Here is a 14,001-nt window from a genome sequence, read left to right on the forward strand (position 1 = left end):
GGCTTCGACGGCGATGCAAGCGTTTTTCCTCCCCGCCGAAACGGCCGCGGGGGGGCAGCGTTTTGCGCTGTACCACCCGCCATCCGGCGCGCCGCGTGGTGCCGTGTTGTTCGTGCATGCCTTCACCGAGGAGATGAACAAGTCGCGCCGCATGGCCGCCCTGGCCGCGAGGGCCTTGGCGTCGTCGGGCTGCGGCGTGCTGCAGCTCGACTTGTACGGCTGCGGGGACAGCAGCGGTGAATTCGCCGAGGCCACCTGGTCCGATTGGCTCGCCGACGTGCAGCGGGGGGCGCGATGGCTGCAGCAGCGCCATCCGGGCATGCCGTGGCTCTGGGGTCACCGCGCCGGCTGCCTGCTGGCGGCGCAGGCGGCGCAGGCGATGGGAGGCGGGTATCCGCTCCTCTTCTGGCAGGCGCCGGCGGCAGGCAAGCCGCTGCTGCAGCAGTTCCTGCGGCTGAAGCTGGCGGGCTCGATGCAGGGCGGCGCGGCCAGAGGCAGCACAGAGGCGCTTCGCCAGGCGCTGCAGGCGGGCCGGCCGGTCGACGTCGCGGGCTACCTGTTGAATCCCGCGCTGGCCAGCGGCCTCGAGGCCGCTGCGTTGGATGCCCTGGCCCCGCCCGCGGGCACGCCCGTGGTGTGGCTCGAAACGACGGCCCGCGAGCCCGCCGCGTTGCTGCCGACGTCGGCGGCCCTGCTCGAGCGCTGGCGCGGCCAGGGTTGCGAAGTCGCGGCCGAGGCCGTGCCCGGCCCGGCCTTCTGGCAGACGGTCGAGATCGAAGAGGCCCCGGCGCTCGTCGACGCCACGGTCCGGCACGTGCTGAGGGCGTCGTCGCCGGCAGCCGCAACACCATGACAGAACGCGCCGTCGTTTTCTCCTGCGCCGCCCAGCCGATGGTGGGCATCGTCCACGAGGCTGCGGTGCCGTCGGACACGGCGGTGCTGATCGTGGTCGGCGGGCCGCAGTACCGGGGCGGCAGCCACCGGCAGTTCGTCCAGCTCGCGCGCCGCCTCGCCGCCGAGGGCGTGGCGTCGATGCGGTTCGATGTGCGCGGCATGGGCGACAGTGGCGGCGGGCAGCGGGGATTCGACGCGCTGGATGACGACATCGCCGCGGCCCTCGACACCCTGCAATCACAGCTGCCGGCCGTGCGTCGCGTGGTGCTGTGGGGCTTGTGCGACGGTGCTTCGGCGGCGCTGCTCTACCTCGAAGGGCGTGCGGACCCACGCATCACCGGCTTGGTCGTCGTCAATCCCTGGGTGCGCTCGGAGGCGACGCTCGCCCGCACGCATGTCAAGCACTACTACCGCCAGCGGCTGATGCAGCGGGAGTTCTGGGGCAAGCTGCTGAAAGGGGGCGTGGCGCTGCGCGCGGCGTCCGAACTGGGGCGCAACCTCGTACGCGCGCTGAGGCCGGCGCCCGCAGCGCAGGCGGCGGCAGGCGCGCAGGCGCCGTTCGCCGAGCGGATGGCAACGGCCTGGCGCGGTTTTTCCGGGCCGCTATTGTTGATACTCTCGGGGAACGACTACACGGCCAGGGAGTTCGTCGAGCATGCGACGACGAGCGCTGGCTGGCGGGGCTTGGTTTCGTCGCCCCGGGTGTCGCGCCATGACATCGAGGACGCCGATCACACCTTCTCCGACCCGCCGTCCCAGAAGGCCATGGAAGCAGCCACCGTGGCATGGTTGCAGCGCAACTTCCCGTAGAAGAGCCATGCACAAGCGCTTTTGCCGTATGAACCAGCTTCTTCGTCAACCGCTGCTGGTCCTGTTGCTTGCCTGGGCGGCGGTTCCGCTGGCCGGTGCCCAGAAGCTGCCGCCCGCGGTGCGGGGCGGCGAAGCGCCCAACCCGATGTGCGGCCGCATCTTCACGAACCACTACGGCCCTTACGACTACCGCACGCACCGGTCCGCGCTGCAGATCGTCGAGGACTTCCACTTCGATGCGAAGGTCGAGGCGGGTCTGCGAGGCATCAACGGCGACGTGGGCGGCGACATCAACTACACGTTGAAAGCCTCGCCCAATCACCACCGTGCGCTGATCTCGATGACCCGCATCACCGAGAAGGCGCGGAACGACCGGCTGCCCGGCATGGAGTGGCCGATGGAGTGCTACTTCGACCGTGCCATCCGTTTCCGCCCGGACGACACCGTGGTGCGTGTGCTGTATGCACAGTGGCTCCACAAGCGCAATCGCACGGAAGACGGGCTCAAGCACCTGGACGTCGCGGTGACCCAGGCGGGCGACAGTGGCTTCTCCCACTACAACATCGGCCTGATGTACCTGGAGCTCGGCGCCGCGGAGAAGGCGCGCCAGGAGGCCTACACCGCGCTGAAGCTGGATTTCCCTCGCCAGGGCCTCATCGACGCGCTGAAGCGTGCGGGCCAGTGGCAAGAGCCGCCACCGGCGCCACCGCCCGGTGCCGCGTCCGGGGCAGCCTCGGGGGCGGCTTCGGCGCCCGTGGCTGCGGCGTCGGCTGGCGCCTGACCGTGGCAGGCATACTGTCCGCCTTCCGCGCAATGTGGAAGGAGCGCGGGTGGGCCGTCACGCTGATGTACGTGGCACACCGCATTCTCCAGGGGGTGTCGCGGGGCCACGGCGGCGTGTTCCCCTATGTCCTGGTGGCGCAGCCGATCGGCCGTGGCAGCTACGCCCAGGTGCGCGACGATGCGCGCACGGTCGTGCGCGTCGTGGACGCCGACGATCCGGTGACGGCCAGTTTTCCACGGCCTGCCGCCATCAACCGGCAGCGGTGGGCGGCGGGCGCCACCTGCTACGCCGCCGAGAGCGGCGGCGAACTGGCCGGAACGATCTGGATCCAGCGCACGCGTTATCTGGAAGACGAGGTGTGCTGCGAGTACCGCCTTGCGGATCCCGCGGTCAGTGCCTGGGACTTCGACGTGTACGTCGTGCCGCGTCTGCGGCTGGGCCGCACGATGGGCCGCCTGTGGAAGGCCGTCGATGCCGATTTGGCGGCCCGCGGTGTGCAGTGGAGCTTCAGCCGCATCTCGCTCTTCAACGCGGCATCGATCAGCTCGCACGCGCGGCTCGGCGCCGTGTCGGTGGGCCGGGTGGTCTTCGTGCGGATCGGGCGGGCCCAGGTGGCCTTCCTTGGCCGATGGCCGGGGGTCCATGCTTCGCTGGGGCGGCGCCCACCCGTGATCGTCTTGGCGCCGCCAGCCCCCGCCCGATGAACAGGTTCAACCGCGCCTGGCTTGAGCCTTCCGGCGCCATTGCAAAGCGATCAGGCCGGCGATGAGCATGGCGGCTGCCTGCGGCTCCGGAATCATCGTGATCTGCGGCTTGTAGAGCCAGACGGCGGCGTCCTGGGTGGCGGCGTTGTACTCGTCCAGTGCGATGAAGGCCTGCAGTTCCGCGACGTAGATCCACTTGCCCAGCACCCCGTTGGCGAAGTTGCCTTCCGGTTGCGCGCCCGCGCTGGTGTGCTTGGTCACCGTCCAGGCATCCAGCAGTGTGCCCGAGGCGTCGAATTCCGGTGCGGTCGAATACACCGTGCCGAAATCCTTGCCGTCCCACAAATAGAAGCGTCCGCTGGCCTCGTCGAAGGCGATGCCCATGTCGCGGTTGGTGCGGAAGATGGCGCCCGTGCTGTCATGCAGCTCGATCCAGCGGTCGCCGATGAGGGCATCGGACCCCAGGTCGATCTGGTTCAGATCCCAGAGCCCCAGGCCGAACTCATCGTAGGTGTTCGCCTTGTTGGAGATGCGGACGTAGTAGCCGTTGTCGCTGTCGATCGCCGCGGCGGACTGGCTGCTGCTCGCGTTCCATGAGCGGCCCACCACATCCCAGCGATCGAGCTCATTCGTGGCCGGGTCTCCGGGCATGTAGCGATACAGGTTCGGAAAGCCGGACGCGTTGGAGTCTCGGGTGGTGTAGACGACGTCACGGCCGTTCTCCTCACGGTAGGCACTGGTGCCCTCGAGGGGGCTCTGCCCCCGCGTGCCGGTGTAGGTGTCGGCCCGGTTGGCCCACATCTGGCCACCTTCCACGGAGGGGAGGTAGCCCGAGCCGGTCGTGCCGCCGACCTTGTTGGCGTCTGCCTTCGAGGGATCCCACAGCCAAGGCCCGGCGCCCACCGGGTTTCCGTTGGCATCGCGTGTGACGAAGCCCGCCCCCGTATTGAAGGCGGCTCCGCCGAAGGTCACGTAGCGATCGATGTGGGGAAGAAACAGCCCGTTGTCATAGCTGTGGGCAGACTGCGGTGCGGCGTCGTCCACGACGTAGAACACGGCGTTGCCTCCGCTGACCAGCCGGCTCGGCAGCGATCCGCGGGTCCACGTGCCGCTGGCGCCTTCCCACAAGTACATCTCGTTGCCCATGTACGCCGCGTGCCCGCCGCCCCACAACATCAGCCGGGCGCGGTTCGGATCCCAGGCGATGTTGCTCCACGACTTCACAACGGCGCCGGGGTCGGAGTAGGTGCCGCTGGGCAGGCCGCCATCCAGTGGACTGGCCCAGGCGTCGGAATAGAGGTTGGTGCTGGCCTTCACCCAAGTGCCTTCCGCCATGGCGTCGAGCAGCCCTTGCAGGTAGCTCAGGTCCTGGGCTTGGGCGGCTGTCGTCGTGCCCGCCGTCATCATGCAGACCACGGCGAAGGCGCTGGCGGTGCGCCGCGCGAGGCGGCGGAAAGTGGTATCAGGAGTCATGGCAGCGTCCGGTCGCGAAGAAATCGGTGTGGACGCGCAGTTTGTTACGGTTCCGCGCCCTGCGACGGGGCGGCGAATTTTTTCCCATGCGGGTTTTGCCTTACTGCGGTTTTCGCGACGCGCGCATGCCAAGTCCGGCACGCTCCTGTGCAGCGATGGTCGGGTGGTCGAGCGGTAACATACTCTCCAGTTGCCACAGCATCCTGCCTGCGGCGGGAGCGGACAAATGAGAAGTTACGGGACGATCAAGCGCGTGATGGTCACCGGTGGCGCAGGTTTTCTTGGTTCGCACCTGTGTGAACGCCTGATCGAAGCTGGCCACGACGTGCTGTGCATCGACAACTTCTACACCGGCACCAAGGACAACGTCGCACATCTGCTGGGCCATCCGCACTTCGAGCTGATGCGCCATGACGTGACCTTTCCGTTGTACGTCGAGGTTGACGAGATCTACAACCTCGCGTGCCCTGCATCGCCGGTGCACTATCAGTACGACCCCGTGCAGACCACGAAGACCAGCGTGCACGGCGCCATCAACATGCTGGGGCTCGCCAAGCGGCTGAAAGCCAAGATTCTGCAGGCGAGCACCAGCGAGGTGTATGGCGACCCGCAGGTGCACCCGCAACGCGAGGACTACTGGGGCCACGTCAACCCGATCGGCCTGCGCAGTTGTTACGACGAAGGCAAGCGCTGCGCCGAGACGCTGTTCTTCGATTACCACCGGCAGCACAAGCTGCGCATCAAGGTGGCGCGGATCTTCAACACATACGGGCCGCGCATGCACCCCAGCGACGGCCGGGTGGTGAGCAACTTCATCGTTCAAGCGCTGCGCGGGGAGCCGATCACCATCTACGGCGACGGTTCGCAGACCCGGTCCTTCTGCTATGTCGACGACCTGATCGCGGGGCTCATGCGGCTGATGGACACGGGCGACGACTTCACCGGCCCGGTGAACATCGGCAACCCCGGCGAGTTCACCATCCTCGAACTGGCCCGAAAGGTTGTGGCTTTCACCGGATCCAAGTCGGAGATCCTGCACAAGCCGCTGCCGAGCGACGATCCGCTGCAGCGCCAGCCCGATCTCACGCTGGCGCGCGCCCACCTGAACTGGGAACCCAGCACGGCGTTGGACGCCGGGCTGCAAAAGACCATCGCGTATTTTTCGCAACTCCTCGCCAAGGCCTGATCGGCCTGGCAAGGCAGTCAGCCCGATCCGTTCATGGCTTCGCTCGTCACCGTCATCATCCCGGCGTACAACTGCGCCGCCACTGTCGCAGAGACGCTGGAAAGCGCGCTGGCACAAGACCACCCGGCCACCGAGATCATCGTCGTCAACGATGGCAGCACGGACGGAACCCTCGATGTGCTCAGGCGGTTTGGCGACCGCATCCGTGTGATCGACCAGAAGAATGCGGGCCCGCCTGCAGCGCGCAATGCTGCACTGCAGGCCGCGCGGGGCGACTACATCGCCTTTCTCGATGCCGACGACGTCTGGGTCCAGGGCAAGCTGGCGGCGCAGGCGCGGCACCTGGATCGGCACGCCGATGTCGGTACGGTGTTCACCCACTGGCACGTCTGGATGCCGGAAGCCGACGGCAGCTTCAAGCGCCGGCCAGACATCGAGGCGCGGCACGTCGACGACAGCGTGGACGCCGTCAACTCGGGTTGGCTCTACACCCGATTGCTCTTCGACTGCGAATTGCTGACCACCACGGTGATGCTGCGCGGCAGCATGGTCAAGCGGCTCGGGGGCTTCGACCTCCAGCTGTGGAATGGCGACGACTACGACTATTGGCTGCGTTGCTCGCGCGAGGGCAAGATCACCAAGCTGGCCTCCACCGGCGCGCTGTATCGGATCCTGCCGAACTCGGTGTCGCGTCGCCCGCGGGAAGTGAACTACGAGCACGAGGTCATTGCCAGCGCCGTCAAGCGTTGGGGCTTGACTGGCCCCGATGGCAGCGAAGCCGATCCGGTGCGGCTCCAACGCCGATTGCATGATTTGCAGGTGGCTCATGCCTATACGCATTTGCTGCGTGGGGACGCTGCCGTGGCGTTCAACGGCTACCGGGATGCGCTGGCGCGCAGGCCCAACGAGCTCAAACTGTGGATGAACACCGCCCGCGCGGCGATGAAGCTTGGACTGCGCGGGGCAGGCAAAGGGGTTGGTTAGCTTGAGCCCCGGCATGGTGTCTGCGAGCCATCACGTCAGGGTGCGCACGTCATGACCAGCGTGCGCCGCGCGTTGGCGCTGTCCTTCCTCGAGCGCTACCTGACGCTGGTGCTGGCGCTGGCCAGCAACATCATCCTTGCACGCCTACTGACACCGGAAGAGATCGGCATCTATTCCGTCAGCCTCGCGGTGATCGGCATCGCGCAGGTGCTTCGAGACTTTGGGATAGGCAATTTCCTGATCCAGGAGAAGGATCTCAGCGACGACCACATCCGAACGGCGTTTGGCATGTCGTTATTGCTGGGTGGGGGATTGTTCCTGATCGTCCTCTTGCTGGCGCCGATGGCGGCACGATTCTATGAAGACGAACGCATGCTTCAGACGCTGCGCATTTCGTCATTGAACTTCGCAATATTGCCGTTCTGTACGATCTCGCTGTCTCTCCTGCGGCGTGAACTTCAGTTCAAGCGATTGCTGTATGTGAACTTGGTGGCGGCGCTTGTGGGGTTCTGTTCGACCATTGCCTTGGCCTGGGCGGGGTTTGGTGCCAACAGCATGGCGATCAGCGCAGTCGCCACAAACATCTGTGTCGGCGTGGGGGCTTGGGTCGCGCAGGCGCAACGCCGCATACTTTTGCCGAGCTTGAGCCGCTGGCGTCAATTGTTGCGTTTTGGTGGGCAGAGCGCAGCGGTCAACGTGGTGACGACCGTGTCGATGGACATCAATGATCTGGCACTTGGAAAGATCCTTGGTTTCACGCCGGTGGCCTTGTTCAGTCGAGCACAGGGACTTGTCAATCTGTTCAGTCGGGACCTCATGGGAGCGGTGCGGAATGTGGCGTTTCCTGCGTATGCGCAGACACACCGGTGCAATGGCTCTGTTGAAGCTCAGTACATTAGCAGCGTTGGGGGCGTAACGGCATTTGCGTGGCCCTTTTTTGGATTCATGGCCCTGTTTCCGTTGGAAGTTCTTCGCCTGTTATACGGACCTCAGTGGGATGCCGCGGCAAAGCTCGTGCCGCCGTTGGCTGTTGCGGGGGGCTTGTATGCCGCGAGCAGCCTGATATCAACCCTCCTGATGGCCGCTGGGCGAATGGATCAGGTAGCGCGGTTGGAGTTAATTTTTCAGCCGTTGCGTGCCGTCATCATCGTAGCTGCAGCGCTCGTATTCCGATCCCTGGAAGCGTGCGTTTGGGCTTATCTGCTGTGTTTTATTATATACGTGCCTTTATCCTATGGGGTCAAAAATGCATCTCTGGCCAGCGACTGGTCAGCTTTGCGGCACCAGTTGTTCTGTAGCCTCAAAATTACCGTTGTCACTTTGGCCTTGCCTGGCGCTCTGAGCTTCTGGTACGGCTTGGACAGGGCGGCGCCTATGAGTGCAGGGTGGTTTGCTATGGTCATTCTGTCGGGCATATTGTGTTGGGTTGCTGGGTTACGGATCAGCGAGCACCCATTGGCCAGTGATCCGCTGATGCAGCGCTGGATGAGGCATTTTCCTGGCCTGCGGCTAACGCCTCGGCGGGGTTGATTCGAATTTGCAACCATGAAAGGTCGCGATGTTTTTCTTGGAAACTCTATTGGTTCTAGGCTTGGTAGTGATCGGCGGCGTTGGATTGCTCACTTGGCGAAAAATCCGAGCGGTGCATTTGGCTACTTATAAGCTGCTCAGTGACGTTGCTGCTATCAGAACCGAATCGGAGAATTTTTTTTCGCAAGTCCAGGCGCTGTTGGCGCTGGAGCGGCGTCTCCAATTAGACATGGCTTTGCCCGCCATGCGTGGTTGGGCCGGGTCACCGGACTTCTTATTGCACGTTGCGGAGCAAATTCACCAGCGCCGCCCGGCTGTGATCGTTGAATGCAGCTCGGGTGTTTCGACGATCGTCGCGGCGCGATGCCTGCAGCAGTTGGGGGCTGGTCACGTATGGAGCTTAGAGCATGAAGAGCAGTACGCGCAAAAGACCCGCGACATGCTGGTGCGGTATGGGTTGAGCGACTGGGCGACCGTGCTGCACGCACCTCTGCAGACGACTCATACGTCAACACCTTGGTATCAAGAAGATGTGCTGCCCATCAATATAGGGCAGATCGATATGTTGGTTGTGGACGGACCCCCCGCAGGGCTTGCGCCAATGGTGCGTGCACCTGCCTTTCCTCGTTTGCGTTCTAGGTTAGCGCCCAATTGCATTGTTTTGGTCGACGACGCAGATCGCCCGGACGAAACTGAAATGGTTCGCCAATGGGCCGCCACAGAGCCTGGTTTAGTCATTGAGCGTCCTACGGCTGAAAAGGGATTGGCAATGGCCATACTGTCAACGAAGAGTTGAGAATGCCTCGCGTTGCTCTGCTTTGCCCGGGCCTGGGGCGTGTGCATCGTGGGCATGAGTCGTTCGCAAGGAATCTTTTCGACCTGCTGTCTGACTCTCTCGATATCACTCTCTTCAAAGGCGGCGGGCCGGCGTCGGCGAGGGAAATTGTCGTGCCCCATATAGCACGCGACGCCGTGGGCTTGCAAGACATAAAGCTGCCGGTTTCTCCACGCTGGCACGCTTCGGAAGCAGGCCAGGAGCGCATCCGCATAGAGTGCACTAGCTTCGCGTGGGCGGCGCTAGGGGCGTTGCTCGAAGGTGGATTCGATGTTATTCACTGCCTCGATCGGGATGTCTGCAATGTTATCTACGCACAGCGGCATCTCTTTCGCCATACACCCAGAGTACTGTTTTCAAATGGTGGTGCTATTCCCGCTGATGATTTGCCTTCGTGTGACTTTGTCCAGGAGCATACAGAGCTAAATCTCAAGCACAGTGTACGAGGGAAGGCGTTCATGATCCCCCATGGGGTGAACATGGCGATTTACCATCCTGATATCGAGACAGATTTCCGTGCGCGTCATAACATTCCGGCGGACGCGGTGCTCCTGATTTGTGTGGGAACGATATGTTTTTGGCACAAGCGCATGGACTACGTTATCAAGGAGATTGCTGCCGCAGGCCAAGACCTACATTTGGCCATCGTTGGCCAAGACAGTGAGGATTCGCCCGCGATACGCGAGCTGGGATACAAACTGCTTGGCGACAGGGTGCATTTCGACTCCCTGGCGCCGACGGAGCTTCCTAAAGCTTATGCGGCCGCTGATGCTTTTGTTTTGGGGAGTATTTTTGAGACCTTCGGTCTTGTGTACATTGAGGCGATGGCCATGGGCCTGCCTGTAATATGTACCAACCACCCTAATCAAAAGAGCATTGTTAAGGAGGGTGTTTTCATTGATATGGCCCGGCCTGGCGCTTTGACCGAGGTTTTATCGGTGGGGCATCAGGCGCGTTGGCAGGCTCTCGGGCGACGCAGTCTTGACATAGCCAGGAAGTATTACGACATACGTTCTCTCAAGCAACAGTATTTACTAAAATACGCCGAAATTGCAACTGCGCCCACGAAATTGCCAACGTGGGACTTGGCGCGAAGAGCCACGCAAAATGTGCGCGGCACGCTACGATGGGCCAAACGTACGATACGTGGGCAGTCCGAGTAGAGGGCACTGGGGCACTGCACATGTTGACTATCTTGATGGCAACGCACAACGGTGCTGGTACATTGCCGCGCGTACTAGACGCATATACACAGCTGCGGTACCCAGCCGTTCCATGGAAAATTGTGGTGGTGGACAACGCGAGCACCGATGGAACATCAGCCATACTGGCTGCATATGCCGGCCGGTTGCCGATTGAATCGATTTATACGCCTCGCCGGGGCAAGAATATTGCACTTAACCTGGGAGTGGCGCATTGCCAAGGTGACCTTGTCGTATTCACTGATGATGACGCCGTACCTCAGGCCGATTGGTTGTCTAAATTATTTGAGGTGGTGATATCTAGACCGGAATTCGATATTTTTGGAGGCGGTATAGATCCTTTATGGCCGGATGGTCAATGTCCGCCTTGGATATCTCGTTTGGTGAACTTGGGTGCGACGTTCGCCGTCACTCCGGTGGACTTGGGTGAGGGCCCGGTGCCCGCGGCGCAGGTGTGGGGTCCGAATATGGCTGTGCGTCGTCGTGTTTTTGACGAGGGCCATCGATTTGACGAATCCGTCGGCCCGTCAAGTGGTCAATACGTGATGGGAAGTGAGGTGGAATTCACCACGCGGCTTGAACGAGCCGGTTATCGCGCCTGGTTTGCTGCTGCGGCGCGGGTAGGGCATATCATCCGATCGCATCAACTGCAGCCAGCATGGATCATCCAGCGAGGCTATCGCCTGGGTCGGCACATGTTTCACCAGGAGTCGTCCCAAGCGATGGGTAACGGTGTTCCTCGGCTCAGAGGTGCACCGCGCTGGATGTACGGAAAGTTGGTCAAGCAGGCTGCACAGGCCTTTATCGGCCGTGTGAAAGGCGATTTTGACCAGCGCTTTCTTGCGGACTGGGAGATCTCATTCTTGCGTGGCTATCTCTACGAGGCAGCGCGGCATGCGAAGTCGGCACACTGAAAACTGATGAAGTTCAGCGTCGTCATACCCACCTACAACCGCAGGCCCCGCATCGCAAGCGCGATTGAGTCTGCTCTTGCTCAGAACACGTCCACGATCGACGTGGAGGTCTGGGTTGTCGATGATGCTTCAACGGATGGAACCGTGGAATGGTTGCGTACGGTTTACAAAGGGCGTCCCGTCAGGATATTGGCCAACGTTGGCAGCAAAGGCCCTGCAGGGGGACGAAATTCTGGGTTGGCGGCCGTTCAGGCGGCTGGCCAAGCCGAAGCTGTGGCGTTGCTGGATTCTGACGATGTGTTCTTGCCGAATCATTTGGCCGACGCTGCCGCATTGCTGAAGCGGCATCCGAATGTCGACGTTGTCTTTGGGCGCGCCCGCTATGAGCAGGGGGGGAAGGAGGTCCCATATATGGGACCCGCTTTCGAGCGGAAGCTCGCAACGGCGCCTGTCGCACAATGTATTTCAGATGCGACGCTGTTCGACAGTCGCTTTTTCGAATATCTATTAGAGCAGGGCTGCTGGTTCAATCTCTCCAGCGTCGTACTGAGAGCGAACGCTGCACGTGAGCGCATGGTGGAGACGCTGCGCGTCTCGGAAGACTATGAGTTCTGGGTACGGCTGGCCCGCAACCACCGCTTCGCGTGCCTGCACAACCCGCAGATCATTTACAACTTGGGTGCTGACAACGTTTCTTTTGAAGCGGATGCGAACGTCGAGGGGCATTCGAGTCAATTGCTATCTGCGCTGTCGCGTATCGCTTCCTATCCCGGCCTGACCGCCCGGCAGCACGGCGTGGTGCAGGCGCAGATGGCCAGTGTGCTGTTCGATTGGGGTTGGCGCTCTAGCCAAGCGGGCCATCTGCGGCAAGCAGCGCGGCTTCATCTTCGCTCGCTGCGCCTGGGCCTCCGTCGGGCCAATATGACGGCATTGGCCAAATTGCTGATACCGAGGCAGCGTTCCATATCTAAGATTACATCAAAGAACAAGGCTGTTCGATGAGCTCAGAATATCCGCCGGCAACTGTGCAAACTTGGGGACGGCCTCGATTCACCGCACCGCAATGGGCCGAGCTGGCGCGCAGCCAAGGCGATGCAGCGGCATGGCAGGCAGCCTTTGATGAAGCGGGAGTGCTGGCTCCGACCCGCGTCGAGGGGGGGTTTGCGGTCGGCATCGTCGACCAGGTGGGCCGTGCATTTCTGGCTGTCGATCGCTTCGCCGAGCATTCGCTTTGCTATCGCATCGAAGAAGGGAGCTTGCGGTTCGCCGCCCGCGCGGATACGTTGGCGGATGCTGGTTTGGACGCGATCGACCCGCAGGCAATTTTTGACTATCTCTATTTTCACTGCATTCCTTCGCCGCGCACTATTTTCAGGAATGTCCACCGTGTCCCACCCGGGCATTATGTGCGCTTCGAGAACGGTCGACTGGAGACTGGGCCATACTGGCAGCCGCGTTTCGATGAAGCGCCCCGTGGTGATTTCGACAGTCTGCGCGATGACTTTCGAGCTTTGCTTCGTGATGCCGTGGCTCGCTGTCTGGATGGCGGCAAAGCGGCATGTTATCTCAGCGGTGGCACAGACAGCTCCACGGTGGCTGGCCTCATTGGCGAAGTGATGGGGCGTCCTGCTGCCACCTATTCGATCGGCTTTGAAGCGCAAGGCTATGACGAAATGTCCTATGCGCGCGTTGCTGCGCAGCATTTTGGCACGGAGCATCACGAGTACTATGTGACGCCGGCAGACCTCGTGGCGTCCATTCCCGCAGTGGCTCGGCACTACGACCAGCCTTTTGGAAATTCGTCAGCGTTGCCCGCATACTATTGCGCGCGCATGGCGCGCAACGACGGCGTAAGCCGTTTGCTCGCCGGTGATGGCGGCGACGAATTGTTCGGGGGCAACGCACGCTATGCCAAGCAGCGGGTTTTCGGCTGGTACGAGCATGTTCCGATGCCGCTGCGCAAGGGGATCGTCGAACCTATCTTGTTGCAGACCCCTGCCGGGCGCGTGCCATTAGTCCGTAAGGTTGCAAGCTATGTCGATCAAGCGCGTGACGAGATGCCGAACAGGCTCCAGCAATATAACTTGTTGCTGCGTTTGGGCGTCGATCAGGTGCTTACACCTGATTTCCTGGCAAGCATCGACATGGCCGCTCCTCTGCAGCACCAACGGGCAGTTTGGCACGCGGTAAAGGAGCCCGCCAGTGATCTCAACCACATGCTTGCATACGACTGGCGTTACACATTGGCGGAAAGTGATTTGCCGAAGGTCCGCGGAAGCGCAGCGTTGGCGGGAATGGACGTTGCGTTCCCGATGCTTGACGATGGGTTGCTTGATTTCTCCTTGCGTCTGCCTGTTTCATACAAACTCAGGGGCCTCAAGCTGCGCTGGTTCTTCAAGGAGGCGTTGCGCGGATTTCTTCCAGACGAAATTCTGACTAAGAAGAAGCAGGGCTTCGGCTTACCTTTTGGGGTGTGGGCCATGCAGCATGATGCTCTGTATCGCCTGGCTCAAGCATCATTGCATAGCTTCGCTACACGCGGCATCGTGCGAGCTGACTTCATTGAGGCGCTGCTGCAGACGCACTTGAAGGCCCATCCAGCTTATTACGGCGAGATGATTTGGATCTTGATGATGCTGGAGCAATGGCTGCAGTCGCGGGAAGGCGCTTGATGGCGTCTCGGAT

13 protein-coding genes are annotated in these 14,001 nt (G+C 62.1%); 12 read left to right on the forward strand and 1 reads right to left on the reverse strand.

All coding sequences use genetic code 11. The annotated features are described in order from the left end of the window. Positions 1-13 precede the first annotated feature (13 nt). Genes V4F39_RS23255 through V4F39_RS23270 form a run of 4 tightly spaced genes read left to right on the forward strand, consistent with a single transcriptional unit; the run spans position 14 to position 3,192 of the window. Complete coding sequence (locus V4F39_RS23255) at positions 14-853, forward strand: hydrolase 2, exosortase A system-associated (RefSeq protein ID WP_332292444.1); 840 nt, start codon at positions 14-16, stop codon at positions 851-853. Beyond that, a complete protein-coding gene (locus V4F39_RS23260; protein WP_332292445.1) occupies positions 850-1,704 on the forward strand; it encodes a hydrolase 1, exosortase A system-associated in 855 nt (284 codons plus the stop codon). The genes V4F39_RS23255 and V4F39_RS23260 overlap by 4 nt, the downstream gene beginning before the upstream one ends. Positions 1,705-1,732: 28 nt before the next feature. Further along, positions 1,733-2,485 (forward strand): hypothetical protein, encoded by a 753-nt coding sequence (locus V4F39_RS23265; protein WP_332292447.1) that lies wholly within the window; start codon positions 1,733-1,735, stop codon positions 2,483-2,485. A gap of 2 nt (positions 2,486-2,487) precedes the next feature. Further along, on the forward strand, positions 2,488-3,192 hold the full coding sequence (locus V4F39_RS23270; RefSeq protein ID WP_332292448.1) for a GNAT family N-acetyltransferase: 705 nt from the start codon (positions 2,488-2,490) through the stop codon (positions 3,190-3,192). Positions 3,193-3,198: 6 nt separating this feature from the next. Here V4F39_RS23270 and V4F39_RS23275 read toward each other — a convergent pair whose 3' ends face one another. Further along, positions 3,199-4,665 (reverse strand): hypothetical protein, encoded by a 1,467-nt coding sequence (locus V4F39_RS23275; protein WP_332292449.1) that lies wholly within the window; start codon positions 4,663-4,665, stop codon positions 3,199-3,201. Between the two features lie 226 nt (positions 4,666-4,891). Between V4F39_RS23275 and V4F39_RS23280 the strand changes: the two genes are divergently transcribed. From V4F39_RS23280 to V4F39_RS23315, 8 genes are read left to right on the forward strand one after another with little or no spacing between them, the layout of a single operon-like run. Continuing rightward, positions 4,892-5,851, forward strand: a complete 960-nt coding sequence (locus V4F39_RS23280) for a UDP-glucuronic acid decarboxylase family protein (RefSeq protein WP_332292450.1) — start codon at positions 4,892-4,894, stop codon at positions 5,849-5,851. A gap of 33 nt (positions 5,852-5,884) precedes the next feature. Beyond that, positions 5,885-6,835 carry a glycosyltransferase family 2 protein gene (locus V4F39_RS23285; RefSeq protein ID WP_332292451.1) on the forward strand — a complete coding sequence of 317 codons (951 nt, stop codon included), beginning with the start codon at positions 5,885-5,887 and terminating at the stop codon, positions 6,833-6,835. 51 nt (positions 6,836-6,886) lie between these two features. Further along, a complete protein-coding gene (locus V4F39_RS23290) occupies positions 6,887-8,365 on the forward strand; it encodes a lipopolysaccharide biosynthesis protein (protein ID WP_332292452.1) in 1,479 nt (492 codons plus the stop codon). Between the two features lie 28 nt (positions 8,366-8,393). After that, positions 8,394-9,161: a class I SAM-dependent methyltransferase gene (locus V4F39_RS23295; RefSeq protein WP_332292453.1), complete on the forward strand. Its 768-nt coding sequence runs from the start codon at positions 8,394-8,396 to the stop codon at positions 9,159-9,161. 2 nt (positions 9,162-9,163) lie between these two features. Further along, on the forward strand, positions 9,164-10,363 hold the full coding sequence (locus V4F39_RS23300; protein WP_332292454.1) for a glycosyltransferase family 4 protein: 1,200 nt from the start codon (positions 9,164-9,166) through the stop codon (positions 10,361-10,363). A 35-nt stretch (positions 10,364-10,398) separates the two neighbouring features. Further along, a complete protein-coding gene (locus V4F39_RS23305; protein WP_332292456.1) occupies positions 10,399-11,316 on the forward strand; it encodes a glycosyltransferase family 2 protein in 918 nt (305 codons plus the stop codon). A gap of 6 nt (positions 11,317-11,322) precedes the next feature. Continuing rightward, positions 11,323-12,318, forward strand: a complete 996-nt coding sequence (locus V4F39_RS23310; protein WP_332292458.1) for a glycosyltransferase family 2 protein — start codon at positions 11,323-11,325, stop codon at positions 12,316-12,318. Further along, complete coding sequence (locus V4F39_RS23315) at positions 12,315-13,988, forward strand: asparagine synthetase B family protein (protein WP_332292459.1); 1,674 nt, start codon at positions 12,315-12,317, stop codon at positions 13,986-13,988. The genes V4F39_RS23310 and V4F39_RS23315 overlap by 4 nt, the downstream gene beginning before the upstream one ends. The last annotated feature ends 13 nt before the right edge of the window (positions 13,989-14,001 follow it).

This window comes from Aquincola agrisoli, from assembly GCF_036621135.1.
GTDB classification, from domain to species: Bacteria; Pseudomonadota; Gammaproteobacteria; order Burkholderiales; family Burkholderiaceae_C; genus Aquincola; species Aquincola agrisoli.